The organism is Herminiimonas sp. (assembly GCF_030655415.1).
Genome location: NZ_JAURVN010000015.1, coordinates 14,303 through 34,928 on the forward strand (window position 1 = coordinate 14,303; position 20,626 = coordinate 34,928).

The window sequence follows — 20,626 nt, forward strand, 5'->3', positions numbered from 1 at the left end:
TTTTGAATTCCGGGCCCACCATCTGGTGGGCTTTTTTCGTCATGCCATCAGCCTTATCGGTGTAATGAGCCGAGGGTATTGAAAAGGACATTTCATGCAAAACAGTTTGTTGAAGCCACGTATTATTGAAGTCGAAGTACTCGGTCCTGGTCACGCTAAAGTCGTGATGGAGCCATTTGAACGTGGCTACGGCCATACCTTGGGTAACGCACTGCGTCGCGTCCTGTTGTCTTCGATGGTTGGCTACGCGCCGACAGAAGTATCGATCGCCGGTGTCGTCCATGAATATTCCTCTATTGACGGCGTACAAGAAGACGTCGTAGATATGTTGTTGAACTTGAAAGGCGTTGTGTTCAAGCTGCACAACCGCGACGACGTCACACTGATCTTGAAAAAGGAAGGCGAAGGCGCTGTTCTCGCATCCGATATCGAATTGCCACATGATGTTGAGCTGGTCAATCCAGATCACGTGATTGCTCATTTGACAGCCGGCGGCAAACTCGACATGCAGATCAAAGTCGAAAAAGGCCGTGGCTATGTGCCAGGTAACGTTCGTCGTTTGTCAGAAGACACCAACAAAACTATCGGTCGTATCATTCTGGACGCATCGTTTTCGCCAGTTCGCCGCGTTTCGTACGCTGTTGAATCGGCTCGCGTTGAACAACGTACCGATTTGGACAAACTGGTTATCAACATCGAAACCAACGGCGTGATCACCCCTGAAGAAGCGATTCGTCAATCGGCGCGCGTTCTGGTTGATCAGTTGAATGTGTTCGCTGCGCTGGAAGGCACAGAAGCACCTGCAGATGCACCTTCACGTGCACCAGCAGTTGATCCTATCTTGTTGCGCCCAGTTGATGATCTGGAACTCACAGTTCGTTCGGCTAACTGCCTCAAAGCAGAAAACATTTACTACATTGGTGATTTGATCCAACGTAGCGAAAACGAACTGCTCAAAACGCCTAACCTCGGCCGTAAATCTTTGAATGAAATCAAAGAAGTTCTGGCGTCGCGTGGTTTGACTTTGGGCATGAAACTCGAAAACTGGCCGCCAGCTGGTTTGGAGAAGTAATTTTTGTCGGGACAGAGGTACCTCTGTCCCAATGAATTTTGGTGTAAAATCTGCCGTCTTAAAAAATATAGATACCGGTCCGCGTCATTGCACTATGCATTGTCGATAGAAGAACTGGATTTAAACTCAAAAACTGAAAGGAATTACCATGCGTCACCGTCACGGCCTTCGTAAATTAAATCGTACTTCTTCCCATCGTCTCGCAATGTTGCGCAACATGACTGTTTCGTTGCTGCGTCACGAAGCAATCAAAACCACATTGCCAAAAGCTAAAGAGCTGCGTCGCGTGATCGAACCGATCCTGACCCTCGGCAAAACCGACAGCCTGGCTAACAAACGTTTGGCGTTTAACCGTCTGCGCGATCGCGAAATGGTTGTCAAACTGTTCGCAGAACTCGGCCCACGTTACGCAAACCGCAATGGTGGTTACCTGCGTATCTTGAAAATGGGTTTCCGCGCTGGTGACAACGCTCCTATGGCATTTATTGAACTGGTCGATCGTCCAGAAATCACTGAAGCTGTTGAAGACAACACAGGCGATTAAGCCAATCAGCAAGTAATCGCAAACGCGATTGCATGTACAACAAAAGCCAGGCATTGCCTGGCTTTTGCTTTTGTGGCGAGGCTTTTATGCAGCGTTGTTTGTGGCAAGATAGAGGGCCTAACTATAGAGGTAAGCGCAGATAATTTGATGGCACTTACTATGAGTCCTTCAATCACCATCGATACTTAACCGTGTCATTTTCATTATGTCGCTAGCGTCTCAAGCCCTGCTGGTTTTAAGCAACGCACCAAATGAAGAATTCGCAGAACAATTGGCGCGCTTGCTAGTCGAACGACGACTGGCAGCATGCGTCAATATATTGCCCGCGATGCGTTCGATTTATCGTTGGGAGTGCCAAGTTGAAGAGGCGCGCGAAGTGGCGATGCAAATCAAAACGACTGCCGCGCATTACGCTGAGTTAGAAGCCGCAATCAAGACCGCACATCCATATGCCGTGCCAGAGATTATTGCCATTCCGATTGTCGATGGCTTGCCGGCATATCTGGATTGGATCAAGCAGGAAACAAGTAAGGAACGGAATGCTTAAGAATTTGTTGTCTCGCTTGTGCGCTTCGCATCGTTTCTGCTACAGCCAGCAGAAGCGCAAAATATCGCAAGCAGGTGCGACCTTAGCCCGTGTTGTCGCAGTGTTTGTCCTGTTGTGCACGTTGCCTTTCACGGCGCACGCCGATGAAGAATTCCTCGCGCCTGAAGTGGCATTTAAATTTTCCGCTCGCATGCTGGATGAGCAAACCGTAGCGGTCACCTACGTGATTGCAGATGGCTATTACATGTATCGCGAACGCTTTGCCTTCAAAGCGAACAATGCGACTTTAGGCGAACCGCAAATCCCTGCAGGCAAAATCAAATTCGATGAAACCTTCCAGAAAGATGTGGAGACGTATCGCAATAGCGTGACGATACGCATACCCGTTCAAGGCAATGGACGCTTTACGTTGACCGCCACTAGCCAGGGCTGTTCGGACAAAGGCTTGTGCTATTCGCCTATGGATTCAAGCGCGACGCTGTCTGTTAAAGGCGATGCATCTGTTAGTGGACAGCAGAGCGTGGAGGTGTCTTCTCTGAGCGAGTCGTCAAGTGCGAATGTAGTTCTGGATTCAGATATGGGGCGCATAGAGCGTTCGCTGCAAAGTGGCAAGTTACTGGCAATTCTGCCTCTCTTCCTTTTGCTCGGCTTGGGCTTGGCATTCACGCCCTGCGTATTGCCTATGGTGCCGATTTTATCGAGCATCATTGTTGGCGAAGGCGCTCAGGTAAAACGTAGTCGCGGCTTGTTGCTGGCGGCTGTGTATTCGCTCGGTATGGCTTTGGTTTATACATGCCTCGGTATTGCTGCAGGATTGGTGGGCGAGGGCTTGTCGGCCGCATTACAGAATCCGTGGGTGCTGAGCGCATTCGCGATTTTGATGGTCGGCCTCGCACTATCGATGTTTGATGTCTACCACTTGCAAATGCATGCATCTGTGCAAAACAGATTGACGCGCGCATCGTCGCAACAAACAGCGGGAAAACTATTCGGCGTTTTTGTCATGGGCGCGATATCGGCCTTGATCGTCGGCCCATGTGTCGCTGCACCGCTGGCAGGCGCCTTGGTCTACATCAGTCAAACGCGTGATGTCGTCGTTGGCGGTAGCGCTTTGTTCGCGATGGCGAACGGCATGAGTGTGCCCTTGTTGCTGGTTGGCGTATCTGCCGGTGCTTTATTGCCGCGGGCAGGATCGTGGATGAATGCGGTCAAGAGTTTCTTTGGCGTGTTGATGCTGGGACTCGCCGTCTGGATGGTCTCGCCGATCATTCCTGATGCGGTGCAAATGATTGCATGGGCTGCGCTTGGCATTGCTTATGGCGCGTACCTACTGTGGGCCGCAAAGGGTGGGTGGATCTCGAAAGCTGTCGGACTGGTTTTCGCCGCGCTTGGATTACTTCAATTAGTCGGCGTAGCAACCGGTGGCCGCGATGCACTGGCGCCGCTAGCGCATTTGAGGAATGACGGCATCCAGCACGCAGCATTCACTCGTGTAAAAACAGCGGCTGATCTGGATGCCGCAATTGCCAAAGCGCATGGCAAAAATGTGATGCTGGATTTTTATGCAGACTGGTGTGTCTCCTGCATAGAGATGGAAAAATTGACCTTTACCGATCCGCGCGTGCAAACACAATTCGCCGATATGGTTTTACTGCAAGTCGATGTCACTGCGAACGATGCACACGATAAAGAACTATTGCGTCGCTTCAATCTATTCGGCCCGCCGGGAATTATTTTCTTCGACAAGAATGGTCAGGAAATTCGCGGTGGCCGTGTCATCGGATTTCAAAAAGCGGACAAATTTACTCAGTCATTGGCGCTCATCAAGCAATTCTAAATCTCGCACGCATTGCGCTATGATCATAGCTTCTCGTTATTTGTATAGTTGATATTTGTCGTTGGGAAAACAGTCTGACGCAGCTATAGTCAGACTTTAGTGATTGCAATCGCACAGGAGGAAACATGACTTTACGTTTAGGTGACATCGCCCCAGATTTCGAACAGGATAGTTCGATAGGGAAAATCAAATTTCATGAGTGGGCAGGTGATTCGTGGATCGTTCTGTTTTCGCATCCGGCAGATTTCACGCCTGTGTGCACGACCGAACTCGGTCTTACCGCAAAACTCAAATCGGATTTCGACAAGCGCAATGTCAAGGCAATAGCGCTATCGGTTGATCCGGCTGAGAAGCATTTGCAATGGATTGCGGACATCGAAGCGACGCAAAAAACCGTAGTTGGTTTTCCTATCGTTGCCGATGCAGATAAAACGGTCGCAACGCTGTACGACATGATTCATCCGAATCAATCCGCAACCGCGACAGTGCGCTCAGTATTTATCATCGACCCGCAAAAGAAAGTACGTTTGACGCTGACTTATCCTATGAGCGTAGGCCGTAATTTTGATGAAATCTTGCGCGTTATCGATGCCTTGCAATTGACTGATGGCTACAGTGTCGCTACTCCAGGCAACTGGAAAGACGGCGACGATGTCATCATTCCATTGACGATTCAAGATGAAGAAGTCATCAAACAGAAATTTCCAAAAGGCTACAAGGCAGAGCGCCCGTACTTGCGCCTGACCCCACAACCGAATAAATAAATCGCGGAAATATGTCGTGGTGTTGTAAATAAAAAAGCGTCCAATGTGGACGCTTTTTTATTGCATGATTTTGCGCAATTATTCTACTCAATTACGTGGTCGCTCGTTATCTGAACTTCTATCATCCAAATATTTTCTGCGACGGAAGAAGACTAGTAAGCCAATCACGATGACGACCATCATCCCCATTGCGATCCAGAAACCTGACTGATCTTTCAGCAAAGGCATGTCGACAAAGTTCATGCCGAAGATGCCAGTGATCACTGTGAGCGGCATGAAGAGTGCTGTAATGACTGTCAAAGTCCGCATGATTTCACTTGTGCGATGCGCCATTGCAGAGAAGTGAATTTGCACCGCGGATTCTATCGATGCTTCCAGTCTGCGCGCATGATTCAATACGCGTGTAATGTGCTCCAGCACATCGTGCACGCGCACCAATAGCAAATCCTGTGAACGATTACTTGTACTTTCGCTGCTATCGACAAAATAATCGCGCAGCTCTTGCAATGCATCATGCTGCTCTTCGCAGAGAAGATCTAATTTTCGCAACTCGATACGCGCATCCAGCAATGCAGTCCAATCCTGAAACGCACGGCGCGGATTAAGTAGTGCGCGCTGCCAGCGATCAATCTGCCCAGTCAATGGCTGGCGCAAATCAAGATATTGATCCACCATTGCATTCAGCAGGCGCAGCGCTAATTCTGCAGGTGAAGTTGGTGGACGATTGTGTTGCGTAGTGCCTTCAGGCCGGTGTTTGTATTCGAGCAAACGCGTGCGCGTTGCTTCTATCGTACGGCTGTTGGCGGCATGTATGGTGACCAGCGCACGTTCCATCAACAGGAAGGTTACTGGCTGCGTCATCAGCTTGCTGAGCGCTGGCGGAATTTTGCGCTTCTCGCTGTCTTCCGTTAATTCCAGCGCGGATAAATCGGAGCCGAACGACAACTTGCGAAATATCACCATCGCATAATCTTGCGTCGAGTCAAAATAGGATGGGTGCTTTTGATTGACCGCATCCTGCAAATGCAGATCGTAGATGCGCGTGTTCGTTGCATGCTCAATGGCGTTGCGCCAAAGCTCAGGATTGTCCGCGACTTCATCATGGGTCGCATCTATCCACAGAAAACCATCTTCCGGTACAGAATAGGGGACTTCGCTAACGAGGGTAACTTGATGTTCGCCGATTTGATAAATATTCATAGGCAGAATGGTTTTCAAAAATGGCTGAGATTCGTGAGTGACGGGATTCACGCAAGGTTTATGCTGGATCAAGCAATGCAATCTGTTTATTCATCCTGCAACATGGAGCTAAAACTGTAAGCGCTAGTTGCAGGATTTCGACTGCGATAGATCAGCCAAGTTTCAGGCGGCGTGCAATGTCGCGTGCAAAATAAGTCAGCACGCCATCAGCACCAGCGCGTTTGAAGGCCATCATCGATTCCATCATGGTCTTGTCATGATCGAGCCAGCCTTGTTGCGCAGCGGCTTTGATCATTGCGTACTCGCCGCTGACTTGGTAGGCGAAGGTCGGTACTTTGAATTCATCTTTAACGCGACGCACGATATCCAGATATGGCATGCCCGGTTTGACCATGACCATATCGGCACCTTCGGCTATGTCGAGTGCGACTTCGCGTAAAGCTTCATCGCTATTGGCTGGATCCATTTGATAAGTGGCTTTGTCGCTTTTCCCGAGTGTCGCGGATGAGCCGACTGCATCGCGGAACGGGCCGTAAAATGCCGACGCGTATTTTGCCGAATAGGCCATGATGCGCGTATAGATATGGTGATGTGCTTCCAACGCATTGCGTATCGCCGCGATGCGACCATCCATCATGTCGGACGGTGCAACGATGTCGACGCCTGCTTCGGCTTGCGTCAATGCTTGTCTAGTTAGAATGGCGCAAGTTTCGTCATTCAACACATAGCCGCTTGTATCGAGCAAGCCGTCCTGGCCGTGGCTGGTGTACGGATCGAGCGCGACGTCGGTCAAGATGCCCAGCTCAGGAAAACGTTTTTTTAATTCACGTACTGCACGCGGCACCAAGCCGTCAGGATTGGTTGCTTCAATACCGTCAGGTGTTTTCAACGACGCATTGATAACGGGGAATAAGGCCAGTACGGGTATATGCAAAGCGACGCACTCTTCGGCGACGTGTAGCAGCAGATCGACAGACAGGCGTTCCACGCCAGGCATGGAAGAAACTTTTTCGCGCTGGTTTTCACCCTCGGTAATAAACACCGGATAAATCAGATCGGCTGGCGTCAATACATTTTCGCGCATCATCGCGCGCGAGAACGCATCCTTGCGCATGCGTCGCATCCGTAGGGCTGGAAATTGTGCGTTGGATAATAGTTTGGACATGGCGGTCTTCAGCAAAGATGAGGTGGATAAAAAAAGCGATAAAAATAAATGAAACTTTTTGATCGCGAGCTCGTCCTAATAGCAGATGCTTTGCATCTCCCGCTTCTCCTCCCTGAGCGGGGCCAGGTCGTACTATGCGATATGGCGTTATTGCCCTGGAGATACTCCCCTTTCTCCAGGGCTTTTTTTTGTCTTTTTATTCGTTCGATGCGGCATCATTGTTTGCCACTTCTTCCGAAGTTTCGCCATCGGCATCATCATTCATGCCGAGCAACTCCAGAATTTTCGCATCGGCTTCTTCTATGCCGTTGCGTTTCAGCGCGGAAAATAATTGCGCAGTAAATGGAAACGGCTGTCCGTCAGCATCAACATAACTTCCCAAAATGGTACGCGCAGTACGCAACGCATTTGTCGATTCATTTCTGTTTAACTTATCCGATTTCGTCAGGATGCAATGAATCGGTTTGCCGGTAGGCGCAAACCATTCGAGCATCTGAATATCGAGGTCGGTAAACGGCCGACGTGAATCGATGATCAATATTAAGGCAGCAAGTTGTTCACGACGTTGTACATAATCACCGAGCAGTTCTTGCCAGTGCAGCTTGGCCGAGCCAGATACTTGCGCGTACCCATAACCAGGCAAATCGACCAGCAAGCCGCGGATTTCTTCGACGATGGTTTCATCTTTTCGATGTTGCCCAACGCGGGAGCCGCCTATCGAAAAGTAATTAATGTGTTGTGTGCGACCAGGCGTTTTGGATGCAAAGGCCAGTTTTTTCTGATTGCACAGGATATTGATCGCGGTTGATTTGCCGGCGTTGGAGCGACCGGCGAAGGCGACTTCAGGGACTTGCGTATTTGGCAAATCACGGAGATGATTCACCGTGGTGAAGAAGCGGGCTTGCCAAAGTAGAGACATAAGTTGTGTACAAAATGCATAAGGTGTGGCAAAAATGCCGGAAAGCTATTGTACAATAAGGGGTTGCGCTTGTTGCACTGCGGTAGGTAAAGCGTCTCGGTTGTAACAAAAAACGTCGCCAATAGGCAGATTTTAATACTAAGTCTCAGGGTGTCTGAATGAATCGTGTTTGTTTACCAATCGTAAAGTCCTTGTGCATCGCATTTTTGGCAATCGTTTCTGTTGCCCACGCCTCCGAAGAAAAGAAAGTTGTCAAAGCCGACGCCGCCAAAGGTGAAGCGCTTTACAACACGGGCGATGTAACGCGCAACATCACTGCTTGTATAGCTTGCCACGGCGCCGCTGGTAATTCTTCCATTGCGGAGAACCCAAAGCTGTCCGGTCAACACGGCGCATACATTCACAAGCAACTGGTCAGCTTTAAAACTGGCGAACGCAAAAACGCCATCATGGCGCCTATTGCCAAAGGCATGACTGAAGAAGACATGCAAAACCTGATTGCCTATCTGGCGAAGTCGAAACCGACACCAGGCGCGGCCAAAAACAAAGACACAGTAGAGCTCGGCAAGAAAATCTTCCGCGGCGGTATCGCCGAGAAGAATGTTCCTGCGTGTGCCGCTTGCCACAGCGCAAATGGCGCCGGTATGCCAGCACAGTTCCCACGTCTGGCTGGACAGCATCAGGCATATACAACGGCCCAGTTGATGAGCTTCCGCGCTGATACACGCAAGAATGAGCAGATGAGCAAAATCGTTAAACGGATGTCGGATGAAGAAATTCAAGCCGTTTCAGATTACGTCGCTGGCTTGAAATAATAATTATTAAAATTGCCAGTGAATGAATAAGAGGGGTGGCCAAGGCTGCCCCTTTTTCTTTTCAACTGCGATCAATGTTGTGCAAGCAACTCCAGAGAGAGTTTCCGCATATTCAGCGTAGGTCTGAATGTGGTTTTAGGATGATGGAATGACGAGCGAGACAGAAACAAATACTGGCGGTTGGGAATTAAAAACCAGTCGTCGCTGGTTGGCAGATGCAGTTGAATTGCTGTCTTCGATGCGCTTTGCGATCAGCTTGCTGACCTTGATTTCAATTGCGTCGATTATCGGCACGGTGCTCAAGCAAAACGAGCCGATGCCGAATTACGTCAATCAGTTTGGACCGTTCTGGTTTGAGGTGTTCGCCAAGTTCAATCTGTACGGGTTGTATTCGACGTGGTGGTTTTTGTTGATCATGACTTTCTTGGTGATCTCGACATCGCTGTGCCTGATCCGCAATGCGCCCAAGATGTTGAAGGATATGCGTAGCTGGCGTGAAAATGTACGCGAGCAATCTCTGCGTAATTTTCATCACAAAGCGGAATGGCAAACCAAACTTTCGCGTGTCGAATTAACCACGCAAACTATTGCTCGTATCGCCGCGCACGGTTACAAATCCAAGGTCGTAGCAAAAGAAAACGCCACGCTGATCGCCGCCAAGCAAGGTGCTGCGAACAAGTGGGGTTATATTTTCGCGCATAGTTCGATCATCATTATCTGCATAGGCGGCATGCTTGATTCCGAATTGCCGATACGCATACAGAAACTCATCTACGACAAAACATCGTTTTCCGGGAATGGCGTGATTGCGCAAATTCCTGCGCAGCATCGCCTTGGTGTGGGTAATCCAACTTTTCGCGGGAATACACTGATCCCTGAAGGCAGTAGCAGTAGCACTGCGATTATCCCGCAGCAAGATGGCGTACTGATTCAGGATCTGCCATTCACGATCCAGTTAAAAAGATTTGTCATCGATTTTTATTCGACAGGCATGCCGAAGTTGTTTGCCAGCGATGTTGTGGTGACCGATCATGAAAACGGTAAAGTATTCGCCGCGACGATCAAGGTCAACGAACCGTTGATTTATCGCGGTGTCGCCGTATATCAATCCAGTTTTGAAGATGGTGGCAGTAAATTGAAGCTGGCTGGCTATCCGATGCAAGGTGTTGGCCATACCTCATTTACGATGCAGGGTGAGGTCGGCAATACCTCGCCGCTAGATGCAGACAAAGGTGGCGATTACACGGTTGAATGGTCGGGCTTCCGGCCATTCAATATCGAGAACATGGCGCAGAACGGACAAGATGTACGCGCTGTTAATCCAAACAAAAATTTCATGGCGTCCAGCCTCGACAAGCACCTCGGCTCTGCGGCCAAGACCGCGAATAACAAGGATCTAAAAAACGTCGGCCCTAGCATGCAATATAAGTTGCGCGACAAGAATGGGCAGGCGCGTGAATACAGTAATTACATGCAGCCAGTGTTGGTGGACGATGCTTATGTGTTCCTTGCTGGTGTACGTGATTCTCCATCTGAGCCTTTCCGTTTCTTGCGGATTCCAGCGGACGACAATGACACGGTGGAAGAATGGATGCGCTTGCGTGCTGCTATTCTCAATCCGGATTTGCGCGCACTGGCTGCGCAACGTTATGCCAAACGCGCGTTGCCGACTGCGCGCACTGACGCGTCTGAATTACGTGCGCAATTACAGGCATCGTCGTTAAAAGGTTTGACCATCTTTGGCGGTGATACTGAAGAAGCTGGCTACATTGCAGTTTCAAAATTTCTTGAAAAAATTCCAGAGCAAGATCAGGAAAAAGCCGCAGATATTTTCATGAAAATCCTGAATGGCAGTTTGTGGGATTTGTGGCAGGTTGCGCGTGAAAAAGATGGTTTGAAACCAATAGAAGCAGACGAAAAGCACGGGCGCTTTTTGCAACTGGCGACGAATGCTTTTTCCGATGCCTTCTTTTACGGTGCACCAGTTTATTTGCAGTTGCAAGGCTTTGATGAAGTCAAAGCTTCGGTGCTGCAGGTGACGCGCTCACCAGGAAAAAACATCGTTTACTTCGGCTGCCTGTTGCTGGTTCTCGGCGTGTTTTCGATGTTTTATATACGTGAACGTCGTCTGTGGATATGGATCAAGTCGGAAGCCGATGGCGGTTCGCATGCGTTGATGGCGGTCAGTTCGCAGCGCAAGACTTTGGACTTCGAGAAAGAATTTGAAGTGTTAAAACAGCAATTGTTACAGTCCGCGCCAGAGCGCCACTAAGCGGCTGGACTCGACTATACTGAGCCGCGTTTCTAGCCGTGAGCTCGTAGCAGGAAATGAAGCCGCACTGCGATGATGCAAGACGATCGCGCAAGTCGGCCACAGTCATTACGGAGAATAGTCATGGATGTAGTACAAGATCAGATTTACGCGCAGCCGCCAGGTTTTTTTAAACGTCTGTCAGTCATCGACTGGATATATGCTGCAGCCTTGCTGGCCGCATCGTTGTTTGCGCTGAATCGCTTCGGCCATCACATGGATGTCTATGAAGAAGTGATTCTGGTTTTGACCGCGCCTACATTTGCGTGGCTGGGCTGGCATTGGAAATCCGTGCGCTGGTTGATGGCTGTGCTGGCTGTGCTGGCGCTATCCGCGATCTCTATGTACGACGGCTCATTGGCGATGAGCGAACAAAAATTCTTCCTGAAGTATTTGCTGTCCAGCCAATCGGCAATTCTATGGATGAGCACCTTGTTCCTTCTTGCGACACTGTTTTATTGGGGCGGATTGATTGCGCGCTCGGAGACTGGTGGCTCCATTGGCAGCAAGCTGTGCTGGGCCGCCGTCATCATGGGCTTTACCGGCATGCTGGTGCGTTGGTATGAGTCCTACTTGATAGGCGCTGACGTCGGTCATATTCCCGTCTCTAATCTGTATGAAGTGTTCATCTTGTTTTGCATGATCACGGCTTTGTTCTATCTGTATTACGAGCAGGTTTATGCAACGCGCCAATTGGGGCCATTTGTATTACTGGTGATTAGCGCGGCCGTTGGATTTTTGCTTTGGTATACGGTAAGTCGTGATGCGTCAGAAATCCAACCATTGGTGCCCGCACTGCAAAGCTGGTGGATGAAAATCCATGTTCCAGCCAACTTCATCGGCTATGGAACATTCTCGTTGGCGGCGATGGTCGCGGTTGCCTATTTGTTGAAATCGCACGGATTATTAGTTGATCGTTTGCCTGCGCTAGAAGTGCTGGACGATGTGATGTACAAGTCGATTGCGGTCGGCTTCGCATTCTTCACGATTGCCACGATTCTGGGCGCATTGTGGGCGGCCGAAGCGTGGGGTGGTTACTGGTCGTGGGATCCGAAAGAAACCTGGGCGCTGATCGTGTGGCTCAACTATGCATCTTGGTTGCATATGCGCTTGATGAAGGGTTTGCGCGGCAAGATTGCGGCATGGTGGGCGGTTGTTGGCTTACTGGTAACTACCTTTGCTTTCCTTGGCGTTAATATGTTTTTGTCAGGTTTGCATTCTTACGGCGAGCTATAAAATCATTGCATAAAGGCGGAATGTAAAATTACGTATTCTGCTTTCTGTAATGAAACTCCTGTAATGTTGGCAGGTCTGAAGAGATCAATGGTCATCACCATCACTACGGAGCCGCTATGTTAATCAAGCGCAATCCGAATGGAATCGACATTCCATTCGCGTCTGAAATCACACCACGCGCAATATTCGAATCGCGTCGTTCTTTCATTCAAAAAATAGCCGCGGGCTCAATTGCTAGCGGCGCAATGCTGGAAATGGCGTCACGCGAAGCCTTTGCCGCGACGTCTGCCACAGCGCAAAAACTCGCAGCGCATCCCAATCCGTCCTACGTCGTGCTCGATAAAGCGACGTCATATAAAGACGCGACGACCTACAATAATTTTTACGAATTTGGCACTGACAAGGCGAGCCCTGCGGGCGCTGCACCAGCGATGAAGACGCGGCCATGGACGTTGACTATCGAGGGCGAAGTCAAAAAGCCGATGACGCTGGATATCGACAGCTTGCTGAAACTGGCGCCGCTGGAAGAACGGATCTATCGTCTACGATGTGTCGAGGGCTGGTCTATGGTGATTCCATGGAGTGGTTATTCGCTGGCCGAGCTGATCAAGAAAGTCGAGCCAACTTCAAACGCAAAATATGTCGAGTTCGTCACGGTTGAAGACAAAGTGGCAATGAATGGCTTGCGTCGTCCGGTGTTGGATTGGCCATATGTAGAAGGCTTGCGCATAGACGAGGCTAATCACCCGCTGACGCTGTTGACGCTGGGAATGTATGGCGAAGTGCTGCCTAATCAAAATGGCGGCCCTGTACGCATTATCGTGCCGTGGAAATATGGTTTTAAATCAGCCAAGTCCATCGTCAAGATTCGCTTCGTCAAAGAACAACCGCGCACCGCATGGAATGCATCGGCGCCGCGCGAGTACGGTTTCTATTCCAACGTTAATCCGGATGTTGATCATCCGCGTTGGTCGCAAGCGACTGAACGCCGCATAGGCGAAGATGGTTTCTTTGCGAAAAAACGTCCGACGCTGATGTTCAATGGATACAGTCAAGTCGCATCTTTGTACACGGGCATGGATATGAAGAAATTTTTCTGATTTCCTTCGCGGTAAATGAGGCTCTACTTCCTATCGTCGATCGATTGCATTCGGACAAACAATGACGGCATTTAATCCTTCGCCCAAGCAGTTGACGATTATTCAAAGTCTGCTGTTCGCGCTCGCCTTGCTGCCATTTGGCAGACTGTTCTTGTTCGCTTTTACGGATCAACTAGGTGCGAATCCGATTGAATTCATCACACGTAACACGGGTGATTGGACGCTCTATTTTTTATGCCTCACCTTGGCAGTCACGCCTTTACGCCGTTTGAGTAAATGGAACTGGCTGATTAAATTGCGTCGGATGATAGGCTTGTTTGCGTTCTTCTACGCCACTTTACATTTCACGACTTTCCTCTGGTTCGATCATTTCTTTGATGTGAGCGAGATGCTGAAAGACGTGATCAAACGTCCATTTATTACTGTGGGGTTTGCGGCGTTTGTATTGTTGATTCCGCTTGCGATCACCAGCACGAATGGCATGGTGAAGCGGCTTGGTGGCAAACGCTGGCAATGGCTGCATAGACTGATCTATGTCGTCGCATCACTAGGCATATTGCATTACTGGTGGATGAAGGCAGGCAAGCACGATTTTGAACAGCCAATTATTTTCGGTGTGATCGTTGCGGCTTTGTTATTGATGCGAGTATTTTGGGCTTGGCAAAAGCGCTCGAAAGCGAATGCATTGGCGGGCACTGCAGGTTAAAGACGAGCCGGATATGCGTTGCGCATTCCGGCTCCTTGCATTACGGAAGCAATGATTCCAGTGCGAACAGATCGGCTGCCGATTCACGTTTGCGAATCAAATGAGTCGTTGCACCATCGACCATAATTTCTGCAGCTCTGCCGCGCGTATTGTAGTTGGATGACATCGTCATGCCGTATGCGCCGGCCGACATGATCGCCAGCAAATCGCCTTCTTGAATTGCTAATTCACGCGAGCGCGCCAGCCAATCACCAGACTCACATACTGGACCAACCACGTCGTAAGTTTGTGCACCAGTTTCGCGTTGCAAGACTGGTTGCACGCCATGCCATGCTTCATACATTGCAGGGCGCATCAAATCATTCATTGCTGCGTCGACGATCGCGAAGTTCTTGGTTTCGCCATGTTTGATGTATTGCACTTCGGTCAGCAGCACGCCGGCATTGCCAACGATAGAGCGGCCTGGTTCAAACAATACTTTGATCGCTGCGCCTTGATAACTCTTTGCGCGCCATGCATCAATTTTTGTGAATACGCGTGACAGATAATCGCCAACTGCCACTGGCTTGTCGTTGTCGTAATTGATACCGATGCCGCCACCAATATCCATGTGATGCAGAACGATACCTTCGCTTGCCAGCGTGTCGATCAACTCGATTAATTTATCTACTGCTTCCAGCAAGGGCGCATCGTCCAGCAATTGCGAGCCGATGTGGCAGTCGATGCCGGTCACGCTAATGTTTGGTAATGATGCCGCAACGCGATAGGTCGCTAATGCATCTTCGTATGCGACGCCGAATTTATTATCTTTCAATCCGGTAGAAATATACGGATGCGTTTTTGCATCGACATTTGGATTCACGCGCAGCGAAACGGAAGCGCGTTTGCCCATTTCACCAGCAACTTCATTTAACCGATGTACTTCAGGAATCGACTCAACGTTGAAGCACAGAATATCGTGCGACAAGGCTAGTTGCATTTCTCCGCGCGATTTACCCACTCCTGAAAAAATCACTTTGCGTGGTGAGCCACCTGCTGCCAATACGCGCAGCAATTCACCGCCAGAAACGATATCAAAGCCGGAGCCGAATTTGCCGAGCAGATTCAATACTGCAAGATTCGAGTTGGATTTGACTGAGTAGCAAACCAGCGCTGTCTCGTCATTGCGGCCATGCTTTTTGCAGGCGTCGGCGTAGGAAGAAAAATTTTCTACCAACGCTGCTTTGGAATAGATGTAGGTTGGCGAACCGAATTGCTGGGCGATTTGCGTCAGCGGAACATTCTCCGCGCACAGCACGCCGTCTTGATAAGAAAAATGCGACATGGCGAATTTATTTGGAATCTGAATTGCTGGCTGGCGGTGTATTGACCGGGAGTGAGACAGAAGTCGAGCTGCCTGTCGTTTGCACGGTCGTCGTTTGGTAACCTTTTTCGCCTTGCGGCATGTACAAAGGACCTTTTTGACCGCAACCGGCGAGCAGGCTGACGCACAAGGCACCGGCCAGGATTGTGAAAAAAGCGCTGATGCGCGGCAAACAAAGAAGGGACTTCACGATTAGAATCACTGTTTAACGAAAACGTGTTGGAGTGTAGCATGACCGAATCAGAATTCCTGCAGCAGGCCGAGGCAACTTTGAGCCAAATCGAGGCGACTTTGGAAGAGTTGGCGAACACTAGTGACCTTGACGTGGAATGCACGCGTAGCGGCAACGTGCTGGAAATCGAGTTTATCGATAACGGCACCAAAATTATCGTGAATAGCCAGGCTCCGATGAAGGAGTTGTGGGTGGCAGCGAAATCCGGCGGTTTCCATTTCAAGGTCGACGGCTCGAAATGGATCAATAGTCGTGATGGCGGTGTGGAGTTGTTCGCTGCCTTGTCGAAAATGGTGAGTCAGCAGGGTGGTATCGAAGTCACCTTGAGTGATGCTAATTGAGTTAAGTCTCGTCCAAATAGAAAAAAGCGGAAAAGTCTTGTGACTTTTCCGCTTTTTTCATGCCGATTCGGCTGTGTCGGCTAGAACAATTCGTTCTTCACTTCATCCTTGGTCGGCTCGTTGGCATGCGCAGGCGCGTCGCTCAGACCGAGATTGCGTACGCCCAAACCTGGCGGGTTCTCTGCGTAGAAATATTCGCCGTTCGCCGTGATAATTCCTTCCGGCACGGTGCGCTCTGCCATAGGCACATTCTTAAGCGCTTTTTGCATGTAATTAATCCAGATCGGAAGAGCCAAGCCGCCGCCGGTTTCGCGATTGCCCAGATTTTTCGGCTGATCAAAACCGATCCACGCAATACCGACGATTTCTGGCTGATAGCCAGCGAACCATGCATCAAACGAATCATTAGTCGTGCCGGTTTTGCCTGCCAGATCGGTACGCTTCAATGCCATGGCTTTGACCGCGGTGCCGGAGGTAACGACATCCTTCAACATGCTATCCATCAAGAATGCGTTGCGGACATCGATAACACGATTGGCTTCATCGCCGGCCTTGTCTGGTTTGGCTTCAGACAAAGTTTTTCCGCTGGCGTCGGAAATTCTGGAAATCAGGTAAGGGCTGACTTTGTAACCGCCATTGGCGAATACGGCGTACGCGCCTGCCATTTGCAACGGTGTGACCGCGCCAGCGCCCAGAGCGAGGGTCAAATAAGGTGGATTTTTATCTGCATCGAAGCCGAAGCGGGTAATGTATTCCTGTCCGTATTTGGCGCCAATTTTGTGCAAGATCCGGATCGAAATCATGTTTTTCGATTTCGTCAGACCTTTGCGCATCGTCATCGGACCATCGTATTTGCCGTCGTAATTCTTTGGCTCCCACGGCTGGCCGCCAGTTTGTCCGGCATCAAAACTGATGGGCGCGTCGTTGATGATCGTCGATGGCGACAAGCCTTTTTCCAGCGATGCTGAATAAATAAATGGCTTGAACGATGATCCAGGTTGACGCCATGCTTGCGTGACGTGGTTGAACTTGTTGCGGTTGAAGTCGAAGCCGCCCACCAATGCGCGTATCGCGCCATCATCGGTATTGGCTGCAACAAATGCTGATTGCACTTCAGGCATCTGGATCACGCTCCAGGTTTTACCTTCTTGCATGACGCGAATTACTGCGCCGCGTTTGACGCGTTTATTTGGCGGCGCTTTGGCGCTGAGCAGGTTGGCTGCGAAGGTCAGGCCTGCGCCTTCAATTTTGATTTCCTCACCAGATACCAGTACGGCAGTGATTACTTGCGGCGTTGCGTCCAGCACGACCGCGGCAACCAGATCGTCGCTATCAGGATGGTTCGCCAGCTCAACTTCTATTGCGTCTTCGGCTTCTTCCTTATTGGTCGGGATCTCGATGTAGTTTTCCGGGCCGCGATAGCCGTGGCGTTTTTCGTAATCCATCACGCCTTTGCGCACGGCAAGATACGCCGCATCCTGATCCGCTTTGGTAATCGTGGTGAAGACGTTCAAACCGCGCGTGTAGGTTTCTTCCTTGAATTGCTCGTAGACTAATTGGCGCGTCATTTCGGCTACATATTCAGCATGTACGCCGAACTCGCTGCTATTTGTCTTGATCTTGAGCTCTTCTGCCTTGGCTTGCGTGTATTCTGGCTCGGTGATGTAGCCCAGTTGATACATGCGTTGCAGAATATATTGCTGGCGCGCTTTGGCGCGTTTCGGATTGACCACAGGGTTGTAGGCGGACGGCGCTTTAGGCAAGCCAGCCAACATTGCTGCTTCGGCGATGCTGACGTCCTGTAGTTTTTTACCGTAGTAAATCTGCGCTGCGGACGAGAAACCGTAGGCGCGCTGACCCAAATAAATCTGGTTCATGTAGACCTCAAGAATCTGATCTTTCGACAGGTTCTTTTCAATTTTCCACGCCAGCAGTATTTCGTAGATTTTGCGTTTGAGGGTTTGCTCGCTGGACAGGAAGAAATTCCGTGCCACTTGTTGCGTAATAGTGGATGCGCCTTGGCGGGCGCCGCCGCTCAGATTATGTACAGCTGCGCGAACGATCCCGACGTAGTCCACGCCACCATGCTCGAAGAAGCGATCATCTTCAATCGCCAGCACGGCTTTCTTCATGATGTCGGGAATTTCCTTGATATGGACCAAATTACGGCGTTCTTCGCCGAACTCCCCAATCAGAACGTTATCCGCAGAAAAAATACGAAGCGGAATTTTAGGCCTGTAATCCGTTAAGGAATCCAAGGCCGGCAAGTTGGGATACGCCATTGCCAGTGCAAAAAACAGGATCAGCGCTCCGATGACACCAAGGCCGAAGATTAAGCCGACAAAGCCAAGCCCGAATTTTAAGAGGGTGTTCGAGGTGCTTTTTGCGGGTTTGGAAGAAGTACTGCCGGACGAGGATTGTTTGGAAGCCATGCAGAGAGAAAGTGAGGGGTAGATATCCGCGCCATTATAGCCGTCTGCCGCAAGCGGACGCGATTGTGACCAAGAATCGGCTGTAATTGCAACATCCCATACCCCGCGTGGATTTTTGGCAACGGATTTGCAAATTACTTTATGGAAATTGCTTTACAGTTTTGGAGGCTTGTTGCTACGATTTAATGTAACGTTTTATCAATGTGTCCTAAATACACGTTTTTAAACACATTTTTATTGAAATCCTCATATCTTTTAATCGGGGTCGGGGTTTTGACAAGCTAAACGGCATCGCGTTCATATACTAATAACGTTTTTGGGGAGAACTGCCCTTGGCTTTAGATTTTGGCTCCTTATTCGGCAAAAAGAATCCGCCGCTGATTGGCTTGGACATTAGTAGCTCCGGGGTAAAACTCGTCGAGTTGTCCGAGCTTGGCAAAGGTGAATTACGCCTCGAATGCTTTGCTTCTGAACCTCTCCCGCGTGGTGCAGTGGTTGACGGCAACATTGAAAACATCGATCAAGTTTCAGACGCTATCCATCGCGTATGGAAAAAGAGCGGCACCCGCGCCAAGTTGGCTGCGATGGGCATGCCACCCGCTTCCGTGATCACCAAGAAAATCATTCTTCCTAGCGGTTTGTCCGAAGAAGGACTGGAGTTGCAGGTGGAAACCGAGGCCAGCCAATACATTCCGTTTGCGCTGGATGAGGTGCGTCTGGATTTTGATGTCATTGGTCCGGTAGAAAATTCTCCTGAAGATGTTGAAGTCATGTTGGCCGCAACACGTAAGGAAAAAGTAGAGGATCGAGTCGCGGTGGCAGAAGCAGCAGGTATTACCCCTACTGTGATGGATATTGAGTCTTATGCCGCGCGCGCGGCAATTGATCGACTCACCAAACAATTACCTAATGGTGGCAAAGGCCAGATTCTGGGTTTGTTTCAAATCGGTTCGCAAGTAACGCACGTCTCCGTTTTGCTGGATGGTCAGTTGGTTTATGAGCGTGAACAACCGTTCGGTGGCCATCAATTGACTCAAGAGATTGTGCGTACCTATGGTTTGTCTTACGAAGAAGCGGAAGCTAAAAAGAAAGCTGGCGATTTGCCGGATGGATATCAAACTGAAATTCTTGATCCTTTTCTTGAAAGCGCTGCACTTGAAGTTACCCGCGCAATTCAATTTTTCTTCACATCCACACCTTACACACGCATAGATCAACTTTTCCTTGCCGGTGGCTGCGCAATCATTCCAGGCATGGTTGATATGGTTGCCAATCGCACCAAGTTGTCTACTTCAGTCGTAAGCCCTTTCAGCGGCATGCAGCTGGGCCCGAATGTGCGCGAAAAGCAATTACGCATAGAGGCGCCAGCCTATTTGGTTGCATGCGGGCTGGCGATGCGGAGGTTTGACTGATGATCAGAATTAATCTTCTTCCTCATCGCGAGGAAAAGCGTAAGCAACGTAAAAAAGAATTTGTTGCGATGTTGTTGTTGAGTGCGATTGTTGGTGCTTTGATCGTGATTGCTGTTGGTGGCTATTTTGCCAATCAGCTTTCTGAGCAAGAGCAGCGTAACAATTTCATTAAAACTGAAAATGCTCGCCTAGACGAAGAGATCAAGGAAGTTGCAAGCCTTAAGCAAGAGATTGAAGCGCTTAAGGCCCGGCAGCAAGCAGTGGAAGACTTGCAGAGTGATCGCAATCAGCCAATTTATTTGATGGACGAATTGGCGCAACAGGTTCCAGAAGGCGTTTATCTCAAATCGATCAAACAAGATGGCCAGCGCGTTTTGTTAAATGGTTATGCGCAATCAAATGAACGTGTTTCTGAATTGCTGCGCAATTTGGGAAATCATTCTCCGTGGCTGGAACGTCCAGATCTGATTGAAATTCGGTCTGTCGGTATCGGACAGGGTAAAGATGCTAAAAAAGTCTTTGAATTTAGTATCAATGCCGGTATCAAGCGTCCGCGTGACAATGATCCAGCTGCTGTAAACGCGCAAGTGCCCGCTCTAGCTGCAACTCCGTTGAAACCTTGATTGTGAG

General features: G+C 49.7%; 19 protein-coding genes. 13 read left to right on the forward strand and 6 right to left on the reverse strand.

Annotation, left to right across the window (positions count from 1 at the left end):
- Window positions 1-94 precede the first annotated feature (94 nt).
- The 5 genes from rpoA (at window position 95) to Q7T66_RS15300 (ending at window position 4,764) form a co-directional block, all read left to right on the forward strand.
- Window positions 95-1,072, forward strand: coding sequence for a DNA-directed RNA polymerase subunit alpha (gene rpoA / locus Q7T66_RS15320; RefSeq protein ID WP_304933791.1), 978 nt, complete (start codon window positions 95-97; stop codon window positions 1,070-1,072).
- A 148-nt stretch (window positions 1,073-1,220) separates the two neighbouring features.
- Window positions 1,221-1,616 (forward strand): 50S ribosomal protein L17, encoded by a 396-nt coding sequence (gene rplQ / locus Q7T66_RS15315; protein ID WP_112990616.1) that lies wholly within the window; start codon window positions 1,221-1,223, stop codon window positions 1,614-1,616.
- Between the two features lie 205 nt (window positions 1,617-1,821).
- The gene (gene cutA / locus Q7T66_RS15310; protein WP_304933792.1) at window positions 1,822-2,163 is read left to right on the forward strand and encodes a divalent-cation tolerance protein CutA; all 342 of its coding nucleotides are present in this window, start codon (window positions 1,822-1,824) and stop codon (window positions 2,161-2,163) included.
- A complete protein-coding gene (dsbD, locus tag Q7T66_RS15305) occupies window positions 2,156-4,000 on the forward strand; it encodes a protein-disulfide reductase DsbD (RefSeq protein ID WP_304933793.1) in 1,845 nt (614 codons plus the stop codon). Before cutA ends, dsbD begins: the two co-directional genes overlap by 8 nt.
- A gap of 125 nt (window positions 4,001-4,125) precedes the next feature.
- Complete coding sequence (locus tag Q7T66_RS15300) at window positions 4,126-4,764, forward strand: peroxiredoxin (protein WP_304933794.1); 639 nt, start codon at window positions 4,126-4,128, stop codon at window positions 4,762-4,764.
- Window positions 4,765-4,851: 87 nt separating this feature from the next.
- Here Q7T66_RS15300 and Q7T66_RS15295 read toward each other — a convergent pair whose 3' ends face one another.
- The 3 genes from Q7T66_RS15295 to yihA form a co-directional block, all read right to left on the reverse strand.
- Window positions 4,852-5,964 (reverse strand): magnesium transporter CorA family protein, encoded by a 1,113-nt coding sequence (locus Q7T66_RS15295; RefSeq protein ID WP_304933795.1) that lies wholly within the window; start codon window positions 5,962-5,964, stop codon window positions 4,852-4,854.
- Between the two features lie 151 nt (window positions 5,965-6,115).
- Window positions 6,116-7,129: a porphobilinogen synthase gene (hemB, locus tag Q7T66_RS15290; RefSeq protein ID WP_304933796.1), complete on the reverse strand. Its 1,014-nt coding sequence runs from the start codon at window positions 7,127-7,129 to the stop codon at window positions 6,116-6,118.
- A 196-nt stretch (window positions 7,130-7,325) separates the two neighbouring features.
- Window positions 7,326-8,048, reverse strand: a complete 723-nt coding sequence (gene yihA / locus Q7T66_RS15285) for a ribosome biogenesis GTP-binding protein YihA/YsxC (RefSeq protein ID WP_304933797.1) — start codon at window positions 8,046-8,048, stop codon at window positions 7,326-7,328.
- A 158-nt stretch (window positions 8,049-8,206) separates the two neighbouring features.
- Here yihA and Q7T66_RS15280 point away from each other — a divergent pair, with 158 nt between their 5' ends.
- From Q7T66_RS15280 to msrQ, 5 genes are all read left to right on the forward strand, one after another.
- Window positions 8,207-8,863, forward strand: a complete 657-nt coding sequence (locus Q7T66_RS15280) for a cytochrome c (protein WP_304933798.1) — start codon at window positions 8,207-8,209, stop codon at window positions 8,861-8,863.
- A gap of 148 nt (window positions 8,864-9,011) precedes the next feature.
- Window positions 9,012-11,135, forward strand: a complete 2,124-nt coding sequence (locus Q7T66_RS15275) for a cytochrome c biogenesis protein ResB (RefSeq protein WP_304933799.1) — start codon at window positions 9,012-9,014, stop codon at window positions 11,133-11,135.
- Between the two features lie 123 nt (window positions 11,136-11,258).
- Window positions 11,259-12,410: a c-type cytochrome biogenesis protein CcsB gene (gene ccsB / locus Q7T66_RS15270; RefSeq protein ID WP_304933800.1), complete on the forward strand. Its 1,152-nt coding sequence runs from the start codon at window positions 11,259-11,261 to the stop codon at window positions 12,408-12,410.
- A gap of 116 nt (window positions 12,411-12,526) precedes the next feature.
- On the forward strand, window positions 12,527-13,510 hold the full coding sequence (gene msrP / locus Q7T66_RS15265) for a protein-methionine-sulfoxide reductase catalytic subunit MsrP (protein WP_304933801.1): 984 nt from the start codon (window positions 12,527-12,529) through the stop codon (window positions 13,508-13,510).
- Between the two features lie 61 nt (window positions 13,511-13,571).
- On the forward strand, window positions 13,572-14,216 hold the full coding sequence (gene msrQ, locus Q7T66_RS15260) for a protein-methionine-sulfoxide reductase heme-binding subunit MsrQ (RefSeq protein WP_304933802.1): 645 nt from the start codon (window positions 13,572-13,574) through the stop codon (window positions 14,214-14,216).
- Between the two features lie 40 nt (window positions 14,217-14,256).
- On the opposite strand, the gene lysA is transcribed toward msrQ, so the two are convergent.
- Both lysA and Q7T66_RS15250 read right to left on the reverse strand, forming a co-directional pair.
- Window positions 14,257-15,540 (reverse strand): diaminopimelate decarboxylase, encoded by a 1,284-nt coding sequence (gene lysA, locus Q7T66_RS15255; protein WP_304933803.1) that lies wholly within the window; start codon window positions 15,538-15,540, stop codon window positions 14,257-14,259.
- 7 nt (window positions 15,541-15,547) lie between these two features.
- Window positions 15,548-15,769, reverse strand: a complete 222-nt coding sequence (locus Q7T66_RS15250) for a lipoprotein (RefSeq protein WP_304933804.1) — start codon at window positions 15,767-15,769, stop codon at window positions 15,548-15,550.
- Between the two features lie 41 nt (window positions 15,770-15,810).
- Here Q7T66_RS15250 and cyaY point away from each other — a divergent pair, with 41 nt between their 5' ends.
- The gene (gene cyaY / locus Q7T66_RS15245) at window positions 15,811-16,152 is read left to right on the forward strand and encodes an iron donor protein CyaY (protein ID WP_304933805.1); all 342 of its coding nucleotides are present in this window, start codon (window positions 15,811-15,813) and stop codon (window positions 16,150-16,152) included.
- 80 nt (window positions 16,153-16,232) lie between these two features.
- On the opposite strand, the gene Q7T66_RS15240 is transcribed toward cyaY, so the two are convergent.
- Complete coding sequence (locus Q7T66_RS15240; protein ID WP_304933806.1) at window positions 16,233-18,584, reverse strand: penicillin-binding protein 1A; 2,352 nt, start codon at window positions 18,582-18,584, stop codon at window positions 16,233-16,235.
- A gap of 332 nt (window positions 18,585-18,916) precedes the next feature.
- On the opposite strand from Q7T66_RS15240, the gene Q7T66_RS15235 reads away from it, so the two are divergent.
- Both Q7T66_RS15235 and Q7T66_RS15230 read left to right on the forward strand, forming a co-directional pair.
- Complete coding sequence (locus tag Q7T66_RS15235; RefSeq protein WP_304933807.1) at window positions 18,917-19,996, forward strand: pilus assembly protein PilM; 1,080 nt, start codon at window positions 18,917-18,919, stop codon at window positions 19,994-19,996.
- Entirely contained in the window at window positions 19,996-20,619 is a 624-nt protein-coding gene (locus tag Q7T66_RS15230; RefSeq protein ID WP_304933808.1) for a PilN domain-containing protein, read from the forward strand. The genes Q7T66_RS15235 and Q7T66_RS15230 overlap by 1 nt, the downstream gene beginning before the upstream one ends.
- Window positions 20,620-20,626: the final 7 nt, after the last annotated feature.

Bases quoted from the DNA above. Each gene is read 5' to 3' on its own strand.
- rpoA (WP_304933791.1), top strand. From the start codon at position 95: ATGCAAAACAGTTTGTTGAAGCCACGTATTATTGAAGTCGAAGTACTC.
- rplQ (WP_112990616.1), top strand. From the start codon at position 1,221: ATGCGTCACCGTCACGGCCTTCGTAAATTAAATCGTACTTCTTCCCAT.
- cutA (WP_304933792.1), top strand. From the start codon at position 1,822: ATGTCGCTAGCGTCTCAAGCCCTGCTGGTTTTAAGCAACGCACCAAAT.
- dsbD (WP_304933793.1), top strand. From the start codon at position 2,156: ATGCTTAAGAATTTGTTGTCTCGCTTGTGCGCTTCGCATCGTTTCTGC.
- Q7T66_RS15300 (WP_304933794.1), top strand. From the start codon at position 4,126: ATGACTTTACGTTTAGGTGACATCGCCCCAGATTTCGAACAGGATAGT.
- Q7T66_RS15295 (WP_304933795.1), bottom strand. From the start codon at position 5,964: ATGAATATTTATCAAATCGGCGAACATCAAGTTACCCTCGTTAGCGAA.
- hemB (WP_304933796.1), bottom strand. From the start codon at position 7,129: ATGTCCAAACTATTATCCAACGCACAATTTCCAGCCCTACGGATGCGA.
- yihA (WP_304933797.1), bottom strand. From the start codon at position 8,048: ATGTCTCTACTTTGGCAAGCCCGCTTCTTCACCACGGTGAATCATCTC.
- Q7T66_RS15280 (WP_304933798.1), top strand. From the start codon at position 8,207: ATGAATCGTGTTTGTTTACCAATCGTAAAGTCCTTGTGCATCGCATTT.
- Q7T66_RS15275 (WP_304933799.1), top strand. From the start codon at position 9,012: ATGACGAGCGAGACAGAAACAAATACTGGCGGTTGGGAATTAAAAACC.
- ccsB (WP_304933800.1), top strand. From the start codon at position 11,259: ATGGATGTAGTACAAGATCAGATTTACGCGCAGCCGCCAGGTTTTTTT.
- msrP (WP_304933801.1), top strand. From the start codon at position 12,527: ATGTTAATCAAGCGCAATCCGAATGGAATCGACATTCCATTCGCGTCT.
- msrQ (WP_304933802.1), top strand. From the start codon at position 13,572: ATGACGGCATTTAATCCTTCGCCCAAGCAGTTGACGATTATTCAAAGT.
- lysA (WP_304933803.1), bottom strand. From the start codon at position 15,540: ATGTCGCATTTTTCTTATCAAGACGGCGTGCTGTGCGCGGAGAATGTT.
- cyaY (WP_304933805.1), top strand. From the start codon at position 15,811: ATGACCGAATCAGAATTCCTGCAGCAGGCCGAGGCAACTTTGAGCCAA.
- Q7T66_RS15240 (WP_304933806.1), bottom strand. From the start codon at position 18,584: ATGGCTTCCAAACAATCCTCGTCCGGCAGTACTTCTTCCAAACCCGCA.
- Q7T66_RS15230 (WP_304933808.1), top strand. From the start codon at position 19,996: ATGATCAGAATTAATCTTCTTCCTCATCGCGAGGAAAAGCGTAAGCAA.